We start from the raw sequence: 15,881 nt of genomic DNA, 5'->3' as shown, positions 1-15,881 counted from the left end.
CAGTTCGAGCAGATGTGCACGGCCATGTTTTCCACCACGCCCAGCACCGGAATGTTGACCTTGCGGAACATTTCGACGCCCTTGCGAGCGTCCAGCAATGCCAGGTCCTGCGGGGTGGTGACGATGACGGCGCCGGCCACCGGGACTTTCTGCGCCAGGGTCAGCTGGATGTCGCCGGTACCTGGCGGCATGTCGATGACCAGATAATCCAGATCGCCCCACGCGGTTTGCGTGACCAGTTGCAGCAGCGCCCCGGAAACCATCGGCCCGCGCCAGACCATCGGCGTGTTGTCGTCGGTCAGGAACGCCATCGACATGACTTCCACACCGTGGGCCTTGAGCGGCACGAACCATTTCTGATCCTTGACCTCGGGCCGGGTGCGTTCGGGAATGCCGAACATGATGCCCTGGCTCGGGCCGTAGATATCGGCGTCGAGGATGCCGACCTTGGCACCTTCCCGGGCCAGCGCCAGCGCGAGGTTGGCAGCGGTGGTGGATTTGCCCACGCCGCCCTTGCCGGAAGCGACGGCGACGACGTTCTTGACGTTGGCCAGCCCGGGAATCTGTGCCTGGGCCTTGTGCGCGGCGATCACGCTGGTGACCTCGACGCGGGCGATGACCACGCCGTCGAGGTTTTCGATGGCCAGTTGCAGCAATTGCGCCCAACCGCTCTTGAACAGGCCGGCGGCGTAGCCGATTTCCAGCTGCACATTGACGCGGTCACCGATGATCTCGATGTTTTTCACGCACCCGGCGCTGACCGGATCCTGGTTCAGGTAGGGGTCGGTGTATTGGCTGAGGACGGCTTCCACCGCTGCGCGAGTGACGGCGCTCATGGGCAACTCCGATAACAAGACTGGAAAAGATGGCGGCTATCGTACGCTGGACACCGATTTGAGGCGAACAGATTACTTGCGCTGAAAAGCCACCGTGGTGAGGGGACTTATCCCCTCACCACACGAGCTCTCAAAGTACCCAGTGGCGCAGGGGTGAAAAATATGCGCCGGCGCTTTATAGTGGCCGACCTCCGTTTCATCAAGTAGCGAAGCCCCATGTCCGAGCCACGCAAGATCCTCGTCACCAGCGCCCTGCCCTACGCCAACGGTTCGATCCACCTTGGCCACATGCTGGAATACATCCAGACCGATATGTGGGTGCGCTTCCAGAAGCATCGCGGCAACCAATGCATCTATGTCTGCGCCGACGACGCCCACGGTTCGGCGATCATGCTGCGCGCGGAAAAGGAAGGCATCACCCCGGAACAACTGATCGCCAACGTGCAGGCTGAACACAGCGCCGACTTTGCCGACTTCCTCGTCGATTTCGACAATTTCCACTCCACTCACGCCGAAGAAAACCGTGAGCTGTCGAGCCAGATCTACCTCAAGCTGCGTGACGCCGGGCACATCGCCCAGCGTTCGATCACGCAGTATTTCGACCCGGAAAAGAAGATGTTCCTGGCCGACCGCTTCATCAAGGGCACCTGCCCGAAATGCGGCACCGAAGACCAGTACGGCGACAACTGCGAAAAATGCGGCGCGACCTACGCACCGACCGACCTGAAGGATCCGAAGTCTGCTATCTCCGGCGCCACTCCGGTGCTCAAGGATTCCCAGCACTTCTTCTTCAAGCTGCCGGATTTCCAGGAAATGCTGCAGACCTGGACCCGCAGCGGCACCCTGCAGGACGCCGTGGCCAACAAGATCGCCGAATGGCTGGATGCCGGCCTGCAGCAGTGGGACATTTCCCGCGATGCGCCGTACTTCGGTTTCGAGATTCCGGGCGAACCGGGCAAGTATTTCTACGTGTGGCTGGATGCACCGATCGGCTACATGGCCAGCTTCAAGAACCTCTGCAACCGCACGCCGGAGCTGGACTTCGACGCGTTCTGGGGCAAGGACTCGACTGCCGAGCTGTACCACTTCATCGGCAAGGACATCGTCAATTTCCACGCGCTGTTCTGGCCAGCCATGCTCGAAGGCGCCGGCTACCGCAAGCCGACCGGCATCAACGTGCACGGCTACCTGACCGTCAATGGTCAGAAAATGTCCAAGTCGCGCGGCACGTTCATCAAGGCCCGCACTTATCTCGATCATCTATCGCCGGAATACCTGCGCTATTACTACGCAGCCAAGCTGGGCCGTGGCGTCGATGACCTCGATCTGAACCTCGACGACTTCGTGCAGAAGGTCAACTCCGACCTGGTCGGCAAAGTGGTCAACATCGCCAGCCGTTGCGCCGGATTTATCCACAAAGGCAACGGCGGCCTGCTGGTCGACAACAATGCCGCGCCGGAGCTGACCGAGGCCTTCCTCGCCGCCGCGCCGAGCATTGCCGACGCTTACGAGGCCCGCGACTTCGCCCGCGCCATGCGTGAAACCATGGCCCTGGCTGACCGCGCCAACGCGTGGATCGCCGACAAGGCGCCGTGGTCGTTGAACAAGCAGGAAGGCAAGCAGGATGAAGTCCAGGCGATCTGCGCCACCGGCATCAACCTGTTCCGCCAGTTGGTGATCTTCCTCAAACCGGTACTGCCGCTGCTGGCCGCAGATGCCGAGGCGTTCCTCAACGTCGCGCCGCTGACCTGGAATGACCACACCACCCTGCTGGCTAATCACCAGCTCAACGAATTCAAACCGTTGATGACCCGTATCGACCCGGTAAAAGTGCAAGCCATGACCGACGCCTCCAAGGAAGACCTGACCGCCAGCCAGACCGACACTGGCGCAGCCGCCCCTGCAGGCAACGGCGAACTGGCCAAGGATCCGCTGTCGCCGGAAATCGATTTCGACGCCTTTGCCGCCATCGATTTGCGCGTCGCTTTGATCGTCAAGGCCGAACACGTCGAAGGCGCGGACAAGCTGCTGCGCCTGACCCTCGACATCGGTGACGAGCAACGCAACGTGTTCTCCGGGATCAAGAGCGCGTATCCGGACCCGTCCAAGCTCGACGGTCGCCTGACCATGATGATCGCCAACCTCAAGCCACGGAAAATGAAGTTCGGTATTTCCGAAGGCATGGTGATGGCAGCCGGTCCCGGCGGTGAAGAGATCTACCTGCTGAGCCCTGACAGCGGCGCCAAGCCGGGTCAGCGCATCAAGTAAGACGTTGCGATAAAACGATCCCACCGACGTGCTCTGCATGCCGGTGGGATTTTTCATATCTGGCCCGATAGTGCCTACCCTTAAGAGACACCCGCCCGTTTCGCTGGCAGAACCATGACCGAACTCGTGTTAACGCTGATCAGTGCTGCGCTGCTCAACAACTTCGTGTTGCACTGGCCGCTGGGCGTCGCTCCGCTGCTGGCGGGCAGCCGTCGCCAAGTGCATGCGCTGGGATTGGCGACGTTGTGCCTGATGGTGGTGGTCGGCGTTATCGGTCAGGCGATCTGGCAGTGGATACTGCTGCCGTTGCAGCTTGAAGCGCTGCGCCTGTTCGTGTTTCTGCCGTTGAGTGTGTTGTTGATCGCGCCGCTGCTGAAACTGCTGGCGGGCGGGCTGCCGGATTGGCCGTTCGACGGATTGTGGCCGCTGCTGCTCGGCAATGCCGGCGTACTCGGGCTGGCGTTGATCAATGCGCAAAATGATCAAGGCCTGCTGCACGCGACAGCATTGAGTCTCGGCGCCGGGCTGGGTTTCTGGCTGGTGTTGAGCGTGTTCTGCGACCTGCGCGAGCGCACGGCCGACAACGATATTCCCCTGCCCTTTCGCGGCCTGCCGATCGACCTGATCAGCGCCGGACTGATCGCAGTGATTTTTCTCGGATTCAGTGGATTGATCAAAACATGAGTCTGCTTCAACGCATCGATGCCCTGCTGCCGCAGACCCAATGCGGCAAGTGCGGCCATCCCGGATGCAAACCCTATGCGCAAGGCATTATTGACGGCGAGCCGATCAACAAGTGCCCGCCGGGCGGCGGAGAAACCATCGCTGCCCTGGCCGAGCTGTTGAAAATACCGGTCCTGGAACTGGACATCAGCCGTGGCCCGGCACCGCCGCAAGTCGCCTTCATCCGCGAGGCCGAATGCATCGGCTGCACCAAGTGCATTCAGGCCTGCCCGGTCGACGCCATCGTCGGCGCGGCAAAACTCATGCACACGGTGCTGATCGACGAATGCACCGGTTGTGATCTGTGCGTTGCGCCGTGCCCGGTCGACTGCATCGAAATGCATCCTTTGCCTGCGAACACGATCCCAGTGGTTGGCGGTCTCGCATTTGATCTCGAAGAACAGCGCGCCCGCGCGATCAAACGTGACCACGCGCGCCAGCGTTTCGAGCGCCGCAATCAGCGCCTGCTGCGTGAAGAACAGCAAAAGCAGGCCGAACGTGAAGCGCGAGCCGCGCGTGCGGCACAACCGCAAGTCTCGACCGCCGACCCGGTGCAGGCTGCGCTGGAGCGGGTGCGTGCGCAAAAAGCCGCGAACGCCGATGCGGCGCTGAAGAAGGCCAAGGTCGATGTGGCGATGAGTCGAGCGCAACTGCACAAATCGCTGAAAGCCTTCGGCCATCCGCCGACATTCGAGCAGCAGTCGCAATTGATCGTCCTGCAGCAACAATTCGAAGCCGCCGAGCAAGCACTGGCGAATCTGGAAAGCAGCCAACCGGCAATTCCCGCCGTTCCCGCACCGACCAACGACGCCGAACTGAAGCGAGCCAAGATCCAGTTGGCCATGCGCCGCGCCGAACTGAAAAAAGCCCAGGCAGCGGAGGCTGCGCCGGAGCAGATCGCAGCACTGGAGCAAGCCGTGACTGACGCCGAGCGCCAGGTGCAAAACCATGCCACCCCTTGAGGCAGCGGACGATCGCCTGCAACAGGCGATGAATACCGTGCTGCTCGCAGCGCTGCCGGGGCTGCTCGCTTTGTTCTGGCTTTATGGCTGGGGCGTGTTGATCAATCTGCTGCTGGCGGTCATCAGCGCTTTGCTCGTCGAAGCTGCCGTCGCCAGCCTGCGTCGACAAGCCGTGCAACCGACGCTGCGCGATGGCAGTGCACTGGTCAGTGCGCTGTTGCTGGCCGTTGCGCTTCCCGCCTATTGCCCTTGGTGGCTGACGATCACCGCGACCATTTCAGGCTTGTTATTCGGCAAACACCTGTACGGCGGGGTTGGTAAAAATCCGTTCAACCCAGCCATGCTTGGCTTCGCCTTGAGCATCGTGCTGTTCCCGCAAGGGATGACGCACTGGCCGGGCCATGGCCTTGATTTCCTTTCGGCGCTGCAACAGGTTTTCAACCCGGCTCAAGCGCCGGACGCCTGGGTTCAGGCCACGGCACTGGACAGTCTGCGCATCAATAAAAGCCTGACCATCGATGAGCTGTTCGCCAGCAACCCGGCCTTCGGCCGCTTCGGCGGGCGCGGTGTGGAATGGGTGAATCTGGCGTTTCTGCTCGGCGGTCTGTGGCTGTTGCAGCGGCGGATCTTCTCCTGGCATGCGCCGGTGGGGATGCTCGCCAGTCTGTTCCTCATCAGCCTGTTGTGCTGGAACGGATCGGGGTCCGATTCCCATGGTTCGCCGCTGTTTCATCTGCTCAGCGGCGCAACCATGCTCGGTGCATTTTTTATCGTGACAGAACCTGTGTCCGGCGCGAAAAGCGCCCTCGCCCGCCTGCTGTTCGGCATTGGCGTCGGCTTGCTCACGTACCTGATTCGCACATGGGGCGGATACCCGGACGGCGTCGCGTTTGCGGTATTGCTGATGAATCTGCTGGTGCCGACGTTGGAGCGCTTCGCCGCCAGCCGCCATCTGCCGGTGAGCACATGAACCGCTCGGTGAGTGTCGTGACGGTTGTACTGCTGGCTCTCGTTGGCGTGAGCGCGACATACGTGCTGCAGCGCAGCAGTGCACCGCAGATTGCCAGCGAGCAGCGCTTGCTCGAAAGCCGCCAACTGCTCGATGTCATGCCTGCCGCGCTCTACGACAATCAGCCGCTGGAGCAACCGCTGACGAAGCTCACCGAGCCTGTTTTGCGCCATAGCACGCTGTCAGGCGGCTATCGAGCGACCCGCTCCGGACAGACAGTTGCGGTGCTGTTGCGCAGTCGCAGCGAAGGTTACGCAGGCACTCTGGAACTGCTGATAGCCATCGATGCAAACGGCAGAGTTCTAGGCGTGAAAACCCTTGAGCAGCGCGAAACGCCGGGATTGGGTGGTCACATCGGTGAATGGCCGAATGCCTGGCTTCAGACCTTCCTCGGCAAATCCCGCACTGAGCCGACAGACGCCGGTTGGGCGCTGAAAAAGGATCAGGGGCAGTTCGATCAAATCGCTGGCGCGACCATTACCTCCCGTGCCGCCATCAACGCGATTCATGACGCACTGCGTTATTTCGATGAGCATCAGGCGCTGCTGTTAGGGGCTGGCTCATGAAACGCACGGCGAGTTTATTGATGCTGGTGCCGCTATTGGGCGCCACACAAACACTCAGCGCTGCACTGGGGATAACCTTGATGCTCGGCGCGGTGCTCGGCGTTTTTGCCGTTTGCATGTCGCCGCTGCGCGAACGCCTGACGGGCACCCGTGCGTTGCTAGCCAGCCTGATACTTGCCGCGACGCTGACCAGTTGCGCAAACATCATGGCGCAACGCTGGCTTTTGTCATGGCAGCAGACGTCTGAGCTCTACATAGGGCTGATCGCCTTGCACTGCGTCGTGCTTGAATACCACGGTGCCTTCCGCGAGCCCGTCGCTGTCAGCTTAAAACGCTGCGCCTTGTTCGGCGCGCTCATGCTGGTGGTCGGCGGGCTGCGCGAGATCATCGGTTATGGCAGCCTTGGCCGAGGCCTTTCGGAGCATTGGCAAGGTCTGGTTTTGTTCCCCGATGGGCTGCAGCTGTTTACGCTGGTCCCCGGCGCTTTGGTTTTACTGGGCCTGCTTCTCGCCGTACGTCAAGCGTGGACACCCCGCAACTCTGTCATCAAGGAAACGCATCGCCCATGAATGCTGCAAAACGTCTTGAGATATTTCGCCGACTGCACGAAGACAATCCCGAGCCGAAAACCGAACTGGCCTACTCTTCGCCGTTCGAGCTGCTGATTGCGGTGATTCTTTCGGCGCAGTCCACCGATGTCGGGGTCAACAAGGCGACGGCCAAACTCTTTCCCGTCGCCAATACACCCGCCGCGATTCATGCGCTGGGTGTAGAGGGGCTGTCGGAGTACATCAAGACCATTGGCCTCTACAACAGCAAAGCGAAGAACGTCATTGAAACCTGCCGTTTGCTGGTTGAACGCCACGGCGGCGAAGTTCCGCAAACCCGGGAAGAACTGGAAGCCTTGCCCGGCGTCGGGCGCAAGACCGCCAACGTGGTGCTCAACACCGCTTTCCGTCAATTGACCATGGCGGTCGACACGCACATTTTCCGCGTCAGCAATCGCACCGGCATCGCGCCCGGGAAAAATGTGGTGGAAGTTGAAATGAAGCTGATGAAGTTTGTACCGAAAGAATTCCTGCTCGACTCCCATCACTGGCTGATTTTGCATGGCCGCTATGTTTGCCTGGCGCGTAAACCGCGCTGTGGCAGCTGCCGCATCGAAGATCTGTGCGAATACAAACATAAAACTTCTGACGATTGAGCCGTCATCGGTTTTTCGTATCCATCGATTGAAAAAATCTTTTTTACCCGCCGCAGTAATGTCGATATAAGGAGCGCCAAAGGCAGTCTTAGCCGGGAGTTGACTTCATGAGTACCGACAAAGAGCAACTGGATGTAGAAGAAGATTTTATTGCCGTCGAGGCCGATGAGATCGAACCGGTGGTCGAGGTGGCGAAGACCAACCTCAGCAAGCGTCGCACAATCGACAACCTGCTTGAGGAGCGCCGACTGCAAAGGCAATTGGCCGATTACGATTTTGATCTGTGATACCTGAAGGCCTCCCGAAGCGGAGGCTTTTCATTTTCTGCGACAACCGAGCTTGATCGGCCCATGACGGTCTCAGCTGTCGAATCGTTCAAACCAGGCCGTTGCGCTGCGCCAACTCGATCAGATCAACCAGAGACCGCGCATTGAGTTTCAGCAACAGGCGAGTCTTGTAAGTGCTTACAGTCTTGTTGCTCAAAAACATGCCGTCGGCGATTTCCTTGTTGGTCTTGCCGCGCGCCAATTGCTGCAACACCATCATTTCCCGCCCGGACAGACGATCAACCATGTCCGCCTCACTCGCATTGCCCAGACTGGTACGCACAGTGTGCAGGGCCTGATTGGGGAAATAGCTGTAGCCGGACAGAACTGCCTTGATCGCACTCAGCAGTTCGGTCAGATCCTGCTGCTTGCACACATAACCCGCTGCACCCGATTGCATGCAACGCATTGAAAAATGTCCGGGAGCCTGGGAAGTCAGCACCAGCACTTTCACCGGCATGGCGGTGGAAGTCAGGCGAGCAATAACTTCCAGTCCATCGAGTTTGGGTATTCCAATATCCAGAATGACAAGGTCCGGTATTTGTTCACGAGCAATTTGTAGTGCATCAACGCCATTATCCGTTTCTGCAATGACTTCGTAGCCATGCCGTTCCATCAGCATACGTACCGCAAGTCGAATGACGGGGTGGTCATCCACGATCAGCACTTTATTCATGGGCAAGTCCAGTTTTCGCTGTTCGATTTTTTAGAACACGCACGATATCCCAGTCACTTGCTTCAAGGGATGGCAACTTTTACACGCATTTGCATCGAGAGACATTCCCTACAGGCATTGAGGATAATTCCCACAAATAGGTCCCGTCGCATCCATCGCAACTGCTTCCCGTCCTTCAAGACCGCAGCGAATTTCCGTTTACTGCGCACACGTCCTACGCAGCTGCGAATTCCAATCGAGCCATCTGAAATTTCCTGGACCACTTTTGCCGGCTGCCGATTCGACATATGACGTAACGAACCGCCGCTACTGCATATTCGACGCACCGGCAGCCCTTCTATAAAACTTGAAACAACAGCCTGAAACTCCAATGAAGGCTTTTGCTATATATAGAAATATTCAACCTCAAACAAACAGCATAGAACTTGAATCATGCTCAAGATAACGAAAAAGATCACTAACCCAATGACCGTCATCGCGATATTCGCCATTATCTCGGAAACTTCAGCGGCGGTATCGCTGCCGTTTCTCGACAACAAGGACCGGGAGATTTATGTCTGGTTTCTGATCAGCTTTCCGTTTTACTTGTTATTTCTTTTTTTTATCACGCTGAACTTCAACCACCGCTCACTCTACTCGCCCTCGGATTTCGGCAAGGACAAAAATTTCCTGAAGGCGGCTGAACATTCGGAACGCGACAGCGAACGAAAAGTACCGTTGCGAAAAACCGATGGATCGTGCGCTTTCGAGATAACCAGCTGCGTCGTGTCCAGCAACACTGGGAGCGGCGGATTCCAGCGTCCATGCAGGATTCACAACGCGCCTGACCCACCAACCGATATCGATGGCCAAGCGAACCCCGTGGTGCAGACGATCAAACTGTCACCGCTGATAAGCGAACTGAACATCATCGACGCCCGGGACGTTGATGCGTCCAGGGAGTTCGATGCGATTCTCGACACTCTTCGGAGCGCCGGTAAAAAAAATCCGCGAGTGCTGGTTTTTCTGTCGAATCATGTTTCGGACTCTCTGGCGCATACTTCGCTGCAACAGATCAAACAGGCGAAGAAAAGCTCAGGTGCAACACTGTGTGTCGTTTACAACCTGTGCACACAGACAGTTACCCTGCTGGGGCGAACCAGCTGACAGGCGTGGCACATCCCGCAAGCGGGCAGACAAGAGAAACGGCTTGATGAACCCGATGAAAATTCCGAAAAAAAGGCGGCCCTGAACTGGCCGCCTTTTTTATTGCGCGTGGGTCTGAGCCACTCAGAACAACTTGCGGCCCTTGTTGGCAGCAATGCGCATGCGCAGCGCGTTGAGCTTGATGAAGCCCGCCGCATCGGCCTGATTGTAAGCGCCGCCGTCTTCTTCGAAGGTGGCGATGTTGGCGTCGAACAGCGAATCATCGGACTTGCGACCGGTGACGATGACGTTGCCCTTGTACAGCTTCAGGCGCACTACGCCGTTCACGTTGACCTGCGAAGCATCGATCATCTGTTGCAGCATCAGACGCTCAGGGCTCCACCAGTAACCGGTGTAGATCAGGCTGGCGTACTTGGGCATCAGCTCGTCTTTGAGGTGAGCGACTTCGCGGTCCAGAGTGATCGATTCGATGGCGCGGTGAGCGCGCAGCATGATGGTGCCGCCCGGGGTTTCGTAGCAGCCACGGGACTTCATGCCGACATAACGGTTTTCGACGATGTCGAGACGACCGATGCCGTGCTCGCCGCCGATCCTGTTCAGCGTCGCCAGTACGGTGGCCGGGGTCATTTCGACGCCGTCCAGCGCGACGATGTCGCCGTTGCGGTAGGTCAGTTCCAGGTACTGCGGGGTGTCGGGAGCCTTCTCCGGGGAGACGGTCCAGCGCCACATGTCTTCTTCGTGCTCGGTCCAGGTGTCTTCCAGCACGCCGCCTTCATAAGAGATGTGCAGCAGGTTGGCGTCCATCGAGTACGGGGATTTCTTCTTGCCGTGGCGTTCGATCGGGATCGCGTGCTTCTCGGCGTAGTCCATCAGCTTCTCCCGGGACAGCAGGTCCCACTCGCGCCAAGGGGCGATGACTTTCACGCCTGGCTTGAGCGCGTAGGCGCCCAGTTCGAAGCGCACCTGGTCGTTGCCCTTGCCGGTGGCGCCGTGGGAAATGGCGTCGGCGCCGGTTTCGTTGGCGATTTCGATCAGGCGCTTGGCGATCAGCGGACGGGCGATGGAAGTACCCAGCAGGTACTCGCCTTCGTAAACGGTGTTGGCGCGGAACATCGGGAACACGAAATCACGCACGAATTCTTCGCGCAGGTCGTCGATGTAGATTTCTTTGACGCCCATGGCCTGAGCCTTGGCGCGGGCCGGCTCGACCTCTTCGCCTTGACCGAGATCAGCGGTGAAGGTCACCACTTCACAGTTATAAGTATCCTGCAGCCACTTGAGGATCACCGAAGTGTCCAGGCCGCCGGAATACGCCAGAACGACCTTGTTTACGTCCGCCATGCCATCACTCCACGGGGTTCTACGGAAAGCCGGGGAGTCTACCGCTCAAACGCGATAATTTACAGAGGCGCGACAGCTTAAGACGACAAAGCGACAGAATCTGTCGAGAGCGCGACGATGACCAGCGAGTCAGGAAGTCGTTGCGGCGGTGGCTGGCGTACCCGCTTGCGGCGCCGGAGCCGGGGCGGTAGTCGGTGCGACGCGCGACAGTTTCACGTTGACCCGACGGTTCTTCGCACGATTGGCCTTGCTGGTGTTGGGCACGATCGGATACTGCTCGCCGTGGAAACGCACGGTGATCTGCGATTCCTGAATGCCGTTGGCCTTGAAGAAATCCACCACCGCCAGCGCGCGGCGGCGCGACAATTCGCGGTTGGTCAGACGATTGCCGCTGTTGTCGGAATGGCCGTCGAGGTCGATGTGGTTCACCGTCGGGTCGGCCTTCATGTATTCGAGCATCACTTGCAGCTTGGCCTTGGCAGCCGGGTCCAGCTCAACGCCTTCGCCGGGGAAGCCGATCTGCGACTGCTTGATCTGGTCGAAATTCTGCGGCAGCAATTTCGCCACACAGCCTTGATAGTCGTTGAACGCCTTGCTGAATTTCACCGGCAACAAACGCACTTCGGAGACGCGGCCATCGCCAGACGCACGGCGTACCACCGGGCTGCGACCGTCCAGCAGACCGCTGATCAATCCCCCGGCCTGGGATTGCGAGCTGTTGAACAACACATTGCCGCTGCCCAGACGCACAGAGCCCAGATTGATGTCGCCACGCCCTGGCTGCCAAGGTGCAGCGGCAGCGAGCAAAGTCGCCGAACCGCCGCCAAGCATGGCGTTGTAGGCATTCAGGCGAAAGATCGCCTGCTCACCGGCCTTGCGCACGAACTCGCCCGAGCCGAAATCGGTGATCGGTTGCGTCAGGCGGCATTCGAACTGGTCGCCGGCGACCGTCCACTCAATGTTCTCCAGACGGGTCTGGTAAGTCAGCGCCATCGCGGGAAGGCTGGCAAACACACTGAGCAGGGCTAAATAACGCTGGCGCACGGGAGGCTCCATTGGCTTGTGAAACACAAACACCGATTCACACAATGTTTACGGCATACCTCCGGGATATCGGACGCGTGTGGCAAAACTTGATAGCGGGTGCCTGCAAGAGTCTTTTCCGGTAGCATTCGCCTCAGTTTGACCCGCCTGGAATCCCCTCATGTCCGACCGCCTGACCCTGCTGCGTCCCGACGACTGGCACATTCATCTTCGCGATGGTGCCGTGTTGACCAATACCGTTGCCGATGTGGCCCGCACCTTCGGGCGCGCGATCATCATGCCGAACCTGGTACCGCCGGTGCGCAACGCCGCTGAAGCCGACGGCTATCGTCAGCGCATTCTCGCTGCCCGCCCGGCCGGCAGTCAGTTCGAGCCGTTGATGGTGCTGTACCTCACCGACCGCACCCAACCGGAAGAAATTCGTCAGGCCAAGGCCAGCGGTTTCGTCTACGCCGCCAAGCTGTACCCGGCCGGCGCGACCACCAACTCCGATTCCGGCGTGACCAGCATCGACAAGATCTTCCCGGCGCTGGAAGCCATGGCCGAAGTCGGCATGCCGCTGTTGATCCACGGTGAAGTCACCCGTGGCGACGTCGATGTATTCGACCGCGAAAAGATTTTCATCGACGAGCACATGCGCCGCGTGGTCGAGCGTTTCCCGACGCTGAAAGTGGTGTTCGAACACATCACCACCGGCGACGCCGTGCAGTTCGTCAACGAGGCTTCGGCCAACGTCGGCGCGACCATCACCGCGCATCACTTGCTGTACAACCGCAACCACATGCTGGTCGGCGGGATTCGGCCGCACTTCTACTGCTTGCCGATTCTCAAGCGCAACACCCATCAGGAAGCCTTGCTCGACGCCGCCACCAGCGGCAGCGCCAAGTTCTTCCTCGGCACCGACTCGGCGCCCCACGCCCAGCACGCCAAGGAAGCCGCCTGCGGTTGTGCCGGTTGCTACACCGCTTACGCCGCCATCGAGATGTATGCCGAAGCGTTCGAACAGCGTAACGCGCTGGACAAGCTCGAAGCCTTCGCCAGCCTCAACGGCCCGCGTTTCTACGGCCTGCCGGCAAATACCGATCGCATCACCCTGGTCCGTGAAGAATGGACCGCCCCGACCAGTCTGCCATTTGGCGAGCTGACCGTTATCCCGCTGCGCGCCGGTGAAAAACTGCGCTGGCGCCTGCTGGAGGAACACGCGTGAGTGAAGACAATTTCGACGATGAACTGGACGGTCAAGGTGGCGGCGGCGGTTCCCGTCATCCGATGGCAGCGCGCTTTCGCGGCTACCTGCCGGTTGTCGTCGACGTAGAAACCGGTGGCTTCAACGCAGCCACCGATGCCTTGCTGGAGATTGCCGCGACCACCATCGCCATGGATGAAAAGGGTTTCGTCTACCCGGATCACACCTACTTCTTCCGCGTCGAGCCATTCGAAGGCGCCAACGTTGAAGCGGCAGCGCTGGAGTTCACCGGGATCAAGCTCGATCACCCGCTGCGCATGGCCGTCAGCGAAGAAACCGCGCTGACCGACATCTTCCGTGGCATCCGCAAGGCGCTCAAAGCCAACGGCTGCAAGCGGGCGATTCTGGTCGGGCACAACAGCAGTTTCGACCTGGGCTTCCTCAACGCAGCAGTTGCGCGTCTGGACATGAAGCGCAACCCGTTCCACCCGTTCTCCAGTTTCGACACCGCGACCCTGGCGGGTCTGGCGTATGGTCAGACCGTGCTGGCGAAAGCCTGTCAGGCCGCCGGCATCGATTTCGACGGGCGTGAAGCGCACTCGGCGCGTTACGACACCGAAAAGACAGCTGAGCTGTTCTGCGGCATCGTCAATCGCTGGAAGCAGATGGGCGGCTGGGAAGACTTCGACGACTGATCGTCGGCGAACAAATCCCGCGCATGAAAAAACCGGCCACGTGGGCCGGTTTTTTTGTACCTCGACGTTGCGCCTTACAGGGCCGCAGCGTTCTCGGTCAGGTAAGCCGCAACGCCTTCCGGCGAAGCGTTCATGCCTTTGTCGCCTTTCTTCCAGTTGGCCGGGCAGACTTCGCCGTGCTCTTCGTGGAATTGCAGCGCGTCGACCAGACGGATCAGCTCTTCCATGTTACGGCCCAGCGGCAGGTCGTTGATGATCTGCGAGCGAACCACGCCTTTGTCGTCGATCAGGAACGCGCCACGGAAAGCCACGCCGCCTTCGGATTCAACGTCGTATGCCTTGGCGATGTCGTGCTTCATGTCGGCAGCCATGGTGTATTTCACCTGGCCGATGCCGCCATTGTTCACTGGAGTGTTGCGCCAGGCGTTGTGGGTGAAGTGCGAGTCGATCGACACAGCGATCACTTCAACGTTGCGCGCCTTGAAGTCAGCCATGCGGTTGTCCAGAGCGATCAGCTCGGACGGGCAGACGAAGGTGAAGTCCAGCGGGTAGAAGAACACCAGGCCGTATTTGCCTTTGATGGCCGAGGACAGGGTGAAGCTGTCAACGATCTCGCCATTGCCGAGTACGGCCGGGACGGTGAAGTCTGGGGCTTGTTTGCCTACGAGTACGCTCATTGATATCTCCTGGTGTAGAAACTTGAAGTTCAGGGTCCGGGCCAGCCTGTCACCCTCAGGCGACAGCCCTGTGACACGAACCCTCTTCGCAAGGGACGACCATCATACACTGCGTGTTTGGCCTGTCCGTAACGGATTTTCCCTGTTCGGTTATCCACTGCGTATTCATGGGGTCAGACGAGCATTTGGAAAATACCGTTCGTCAGTCGCCGGGAAATTGGCTGCGAAGCGTTCCGAAAGCACTTTGACAATCATTCTCGTTAACATTAAGATCCATCGCAATTGAGTCACAACCAGCGACGGTTCTTACTTATGTATGTTTGCCTCTGCACTGGCGTCACCGACGGACAGATCCGCGAAGCGATCTATGAAGGTTGCTGCAGCTACAAAGAAGTTCGCCAGGCCACCGGCGTCGCCAGCCAGTGTGGCAAATGCGCCTGCCTTGCCAAGGAAGTGGTGCGCGAAACCCTGACCAAGCTGCAAACCGCCCAGGCCGCGATCCCTTACCCGGTAGAATTTACTGCTGCGTAAATGCCCCATTTCAAAGAACCGGACTAGATGTCCGGTTTTTTTATGCCTGAAAATCAATTGCTTAGCGTCCAGACGCGGAACACAAACATTCTTATTCCGATTAATTTTCATTTATTATTCAATAACTTAGGTTTGACACTTATAACTGCCAAGCTCAAACTCCGCCTTATATACGGCTAATTCAGGGCAGGACTCCGATCATGAAAGGCGACATTACAGTCATCCAGCATCTCAACAAGATCCTCGCCAATGAGCTGGTCGCGATCAATCAGTACTTCCTGCATGCGCGCATGTATGAAGATTGGGGTCTGAACAAGCTCGGCAAGCACGAATATCACGAATCCATCGACGAGATGAAACACGCGGACAAGCTGATCAAGCGCATCCTGTTCCTTGAAGGCCTGCCGAACGTTCAAGACCTGGGCAAGCTGCACATCGGCGAGCACACCCGCGAGATGCTCGAATGCGACCTGCGCATCGAAAAGACCGGCCACGCCGATCTGAAAGCCGCCATCGCCCATTGCGAAACCGTTGGCGACTTCGGCAGCCGTGAACTGCTCGAAGACATTCTCGAGTCGGAAGAAGAACACATCGACTGGCTGGAAACCCAGCTCGGCCTGATCGACAAGATCGGCCTGGAAAACTATCTGCAGTCGCAGATGGGCGAAGAGTAGGAGCTGTCGAGTGAAAC

General features: G+C 58.9%; 18 protein-coding genes. 13 read left to right on the top strand and 5 right to left on the bottom strand.

The window, feature by feature from the left end:
* A partial coding sequence (locus D8U71_RS12955) for an Mrp/NBP35 family ATP-binding protein (protein ID WP_130887909.1) occupies window positions 1-836 on the bottom strand: 836 nt, incomplete at its 3' end.
* A gap of 216 nt (window positions 837-1,052) precedes the next feature.
* Between D8U71_RS12955 and metG the strand changes: the two genes are divergently transcribed.
* From metG to D8U71_RS12915, 8 genes are all read left to right on the top strand, one after another.
* Entirely contained in the window at window positions 1,053-3,104 is a 2,052-nt protein-coding gene (gene metG, locus D8U71_RS12950; RefSeq protein ID WP_130887908.1) for a methionine--tRNA ligase, read from the top strand.
* A gap of 114 nt (window positions 3,105-3,218) precedes the next feature.
* Window positions 3,219-3,788: an Rnf-Nqr domain containing protein gene (locus D8U71_RS12945; protein ID WP_024014152.1), complete on the top strand. Its 570-nt coding sequence runs from the start codon at window positions 3,219-3,221 to the stop codon at window positions 3,786-3,788.
* Window positions 3,785-4,789: an electron transport complex subunit RsxB gene (gene rsxB, locus D8U71_RS12940; protein WP_130887907.1), complete on the top strand. Its 1,005-nt coding sequence runs from the start codon at window positions 3,785-3,787 to the stop codon at window positions 4,787-4,789. Before D8U71_RS12945 ends, rsxB begins: the two co-directional genes overlap by 4 nt.
* Window positions 4,776-5,759: an RnfABCDGE type electron transport complex subunit D gene (locus tag D8U71_RS12935; protein WP_130887906.1), complete on the top strand. Its 984-nt coding sequence runs from the start codon at window positions 4,776-4,778 to the stop codon at window positions 5,757-5,759. Before rsxB ends, D8U71_RS12935 begins: the two co-directional genes overlap by 14 nt.
* Window positions 5,756-6,364, top strand: coding sequence for an RnfABCDGE type electron transport complex subunit G (locus tag D8U71_RS12930; RefSeq protein WP_130887905.1), 609 nt, complete (start codon window positions 5,756-5,758; stop codon window positions 6,362-6,364). Before D8U71_RS12935 ends, D8U71_RS12930 begins: the two co-directional genes overlap by 4 nt.
* Window positions 6,361-6,933, top strand: a complete 573-nt coding sequence (locus D8U71_RS12925) for an Rnf-Nqr domain containing protein (RefSeq protein WP_024014156.1) — start codon at window positions 6,361-6,363, stop codon at window positions 6,931-6,933. Before D8U71_RS12930 ends, D8U71_RS12925 begins: the two co-directional genes overlap by 4 nt.
* Window positions 6,930-7,568, top strand: a complete 639-nt coding sequence (gene nth / locus D8U71_RS12920) for an endonuclease III (protein WP_016773410.1) — start codon at window positions 6,930-6,932, stop codon at window positions 7,566-7,568. Before D8U71_RS12925 ends, nth begins: the two co-directional genes overlap by 4 nt.
* A 107-nt stretch (window positions 7,569-7,675) precedes the next feature.
* Entirely contained in the window at window positions 7,676-7,855 is a 180-nt protein-coding gene (locus D8U71_RS12915; RefSeq protein WP_125925647.1) for a hypothetical protein, read from the top strand.
* Window positions 7,856-7,943: 88 nt separating this feature from the next.
* Here D8U71_RS12915 and D8U71_RS12910 read toward each other — a convergent pair whose 3' ends face one another.
* A complete protein-coding gene (locus D8U71_RS12910) occupies window positions 7,944-8,570 on the bottom strand; it encodes a response regulator transcription factor (RefSeq protein ID WP_016773408.1) in 627 nt (208 codons plus the stop codon).
* A gap of 432 nt (window positions 8,571-9,002) precedes the next feature.
* On the opposite strand from D8U71_RS12910, the gene D8U71_RS12905 reads away from it, so the two are divergent.
* Window positions 9,003-9,716, top strand: coding sequence for a hypothetical protein (locus tag D8U71_RS12905; protein ID WP_110646234.1), 714 nt, complete (start codon window positions 9,003-9,005; stop codon window positions 9,714-9,716).
* Between the two features lie 123 nt (window positions 9,717-9,839).
* On the opposite strand, the gene D8U71_RS12900 is transcribed toward D8U71_RS12905, so the two are convergent.
* Window positions 9,840-11,057 (bottom strand): argininosuccinate synthase, encoded by a 1,218-nt coding sequence (locus tag D8U71_RS12900; protein WP_011335737.1) that lies wholly within the window; start codon window positions 11,055-11,057, stop codon window positions 9,840-9,842.
* 129 nt (window positions 11,058-11,186) lie between these two features.
* A complete protein-coding gene (locus D8U71_RS12895) occupies window positions 11,187-12,101 on the bottom strand; it encodes an OmpA family protein (RefSeq protein WP_122507760.1) in 915 nt (304 codons plus the stop codon).
* 160 nt (window positions 12,102-12,261) lie between these two features.
* Here D8U71_RS12895 and pyrC point away from each other — a divergent pair, with 160 nt between their 5' ends.
* Together pyrC and rnt are read left to right on the top strand one after the other, a co-directional pair.
* Entirely contained in the window at window positions 12,262-13,308 is a 1,047-nt protein-coding gene (gene pyrC, locus D8U71_RS12890) for a dihydroorotase (protein WP_016773405.1), read from the top strand.
* Window positions 13,305-13,982 carry a ribonuclease T gene (gene rnt, locus D8U71_RS12885; RefSeq protein WP_016773404.1) on the top strand — a complete coding sequence of 226 codons (678 nt, stop codon included), beginning with the start codon at window positions 13,305-13,307 and terminating at the stop codon, window positions 13,980-13,982. The genes pyrC and rnt overlap by 4 nt, the downstream gene beginning before the upstream one ends.
* Before the next feature lie 74 nt (window positions 13,983-14,056).
* On the opposite strand, the gene D8U71_RS12880 is transcribed toward rnt, so the two are convergent.
* Entirely contained in the window at window positions 14,057-14,659 is a 603-nt protein-coding gene (locus D8U71_RS12880; protein ID WP_003227723.1) for a peroxiredoxin, read from the bottom strand.
* Between the two features lie 312 nt (window positions 14,660-14,971).
* Between D8U71_RS12880 and D8U71_RS12875 the strand changes: the two genes are divergently transcribed.
* Window positions 14,972-15,190 (top strand): bacterioferritin-associated ferredoxin, encoded by a 219-nt coding sequence (locus tag D8U71_RS12875; protein WP_003227725.1) that lies wholly within the window; start codon window positions 14,972-14,974, stop codon window positions 15,188-15,190.
* Between the two features lie 200 nt (window positions 15,191-15,390).
* A complete protein-coding gene (gene bfr / locus D8U71_RS12870; RefSeq protein WP_016773403.1) occupies window positions 15,391-15,864 on the top strand; it encodes a bacterioferritin in 474 nt (157 codons plus the stop codon).
* Window positions 15,865-15,881: the final 17 nt, after the last annotated feature.

The sequence above is a fragment of the Pseudomonas sp. Sample_21 genome, assembly GCF_004307525.1.
GTDB classification, from domain to species: domain Bacteria; phylum Pseudomonadota; class Gammaproteobacteria; order Pseudomonadales; family Pseudomonadaceae; genus Aquipseudomonas; species Aquipseudomonas atacamensis.
The sequence above is the reverse complement of the archived record's forward strand: the minus strand, read 5'-3'. Positions and strand labels throughout refer to the sequence as shown.

Bases quoted from the DNA above. Each gene is read 5' to 3' on its own strand.
- D8U71_RS12945 (WP_024014152.1), top strand. From the start codon at position 3,219: ATGACCGAACTCGTGTTAACGCTGATCAGTGCTGCGCTGCTCAACAAC.
- pyrC (WP_016773405.1), top strand. From the start codon at position 12,262: ATGTCCGACCGCCTGACCCTGCTGCGTCCCGACGACTGGCACATTCAT.
- D8U71_RS12905 (WP_110646234.1), top strand. From the start codon at position 9,003: ATGCTCAAGATAACGAAAAAGATCACTAACCCAATGACCGTCATCGCG.
- D8U71_RS12915 (WP_125925647.1), top strand. From the start codon at position 7,676: ATGAGTACCGACAAAGAGCAACTGGATGTAGAAGAAGATTTTATTGCC.
- rsxB (WP_130887907.1), top strand. From the start codon at position 3,785: ATGAGTCTGCTTCAACGCATCGATGCCCTGCTGCCGCAGACCCAATGC.
- D8U71_RS12930 (WP_130887905.1), top strand. From the start codon at position 5,756: ATGAACCGCTCGGTGAGTGTCGTGACGGTTGTACTGCTGGCTCTCGTT.
- bfr (WP_016773403.1), top strand. From the start codon at position 15,391: ATGAAAGGCGACATTACAGTCATCCAGCATCTCAACAAGATCCTCGCC.
- D8U71_RS12935 (WP_130887906.1), top strand. From the start codon at position 4,776: ATGCCACCCCTTGAGGCAGCGGACGATCGCCTGCAACAGGCGATGAAT.
- D8U71_RS12910 (WP_016773408.1), bottom strand. From the start codon at position 8,570: ATGAATAAAGTGCTGATCGTGGATGACCACCCCGTCATTCGACTTGCG.
- metG (WP_130887908.1), top strand. From the start codon at position 1,053: ATGTCCGAGCCACGCAAGATCCTCGTCACCAGCGCCCTGCCCTACGCC.
- D8U71_RS12880 (WP_003227723.1), bottom strand. From the start codon at position 14,659: ATGAGCGTACTCGTAGGCAAACAAGCCCCAGACTTCACCGTCCCGGCC.
- D8U71_RS12900 (WP_011335737.1), bottom strand. From the start codon at position 11,057: ATGGCGGACGTAAACAAGGTCGTTCTGGCGTATTCCGGCGGCCTGGAC.
- nth (WP_016773410.1), top strand. From the start codon at position 6,930: ATGAATGCTGCAAAACGTCTTGAGATATTTCGCCGACTGCACGAAGAC.
- D8U71_RS12925 (WP_024014156.1), top strand. From the start codon at position 6,361: ATGAAACGCACGGCGAGTTTATTGATGCTGGTGCCGCTATTGGGCGCC.
- D8U71_RS12875 (WP_003227725.1), top strand. From the start codon at position 14,972: ATGTATGTTTGCCTCTGCACTGGCGTCACCGACGGACAGATCCGCGAA.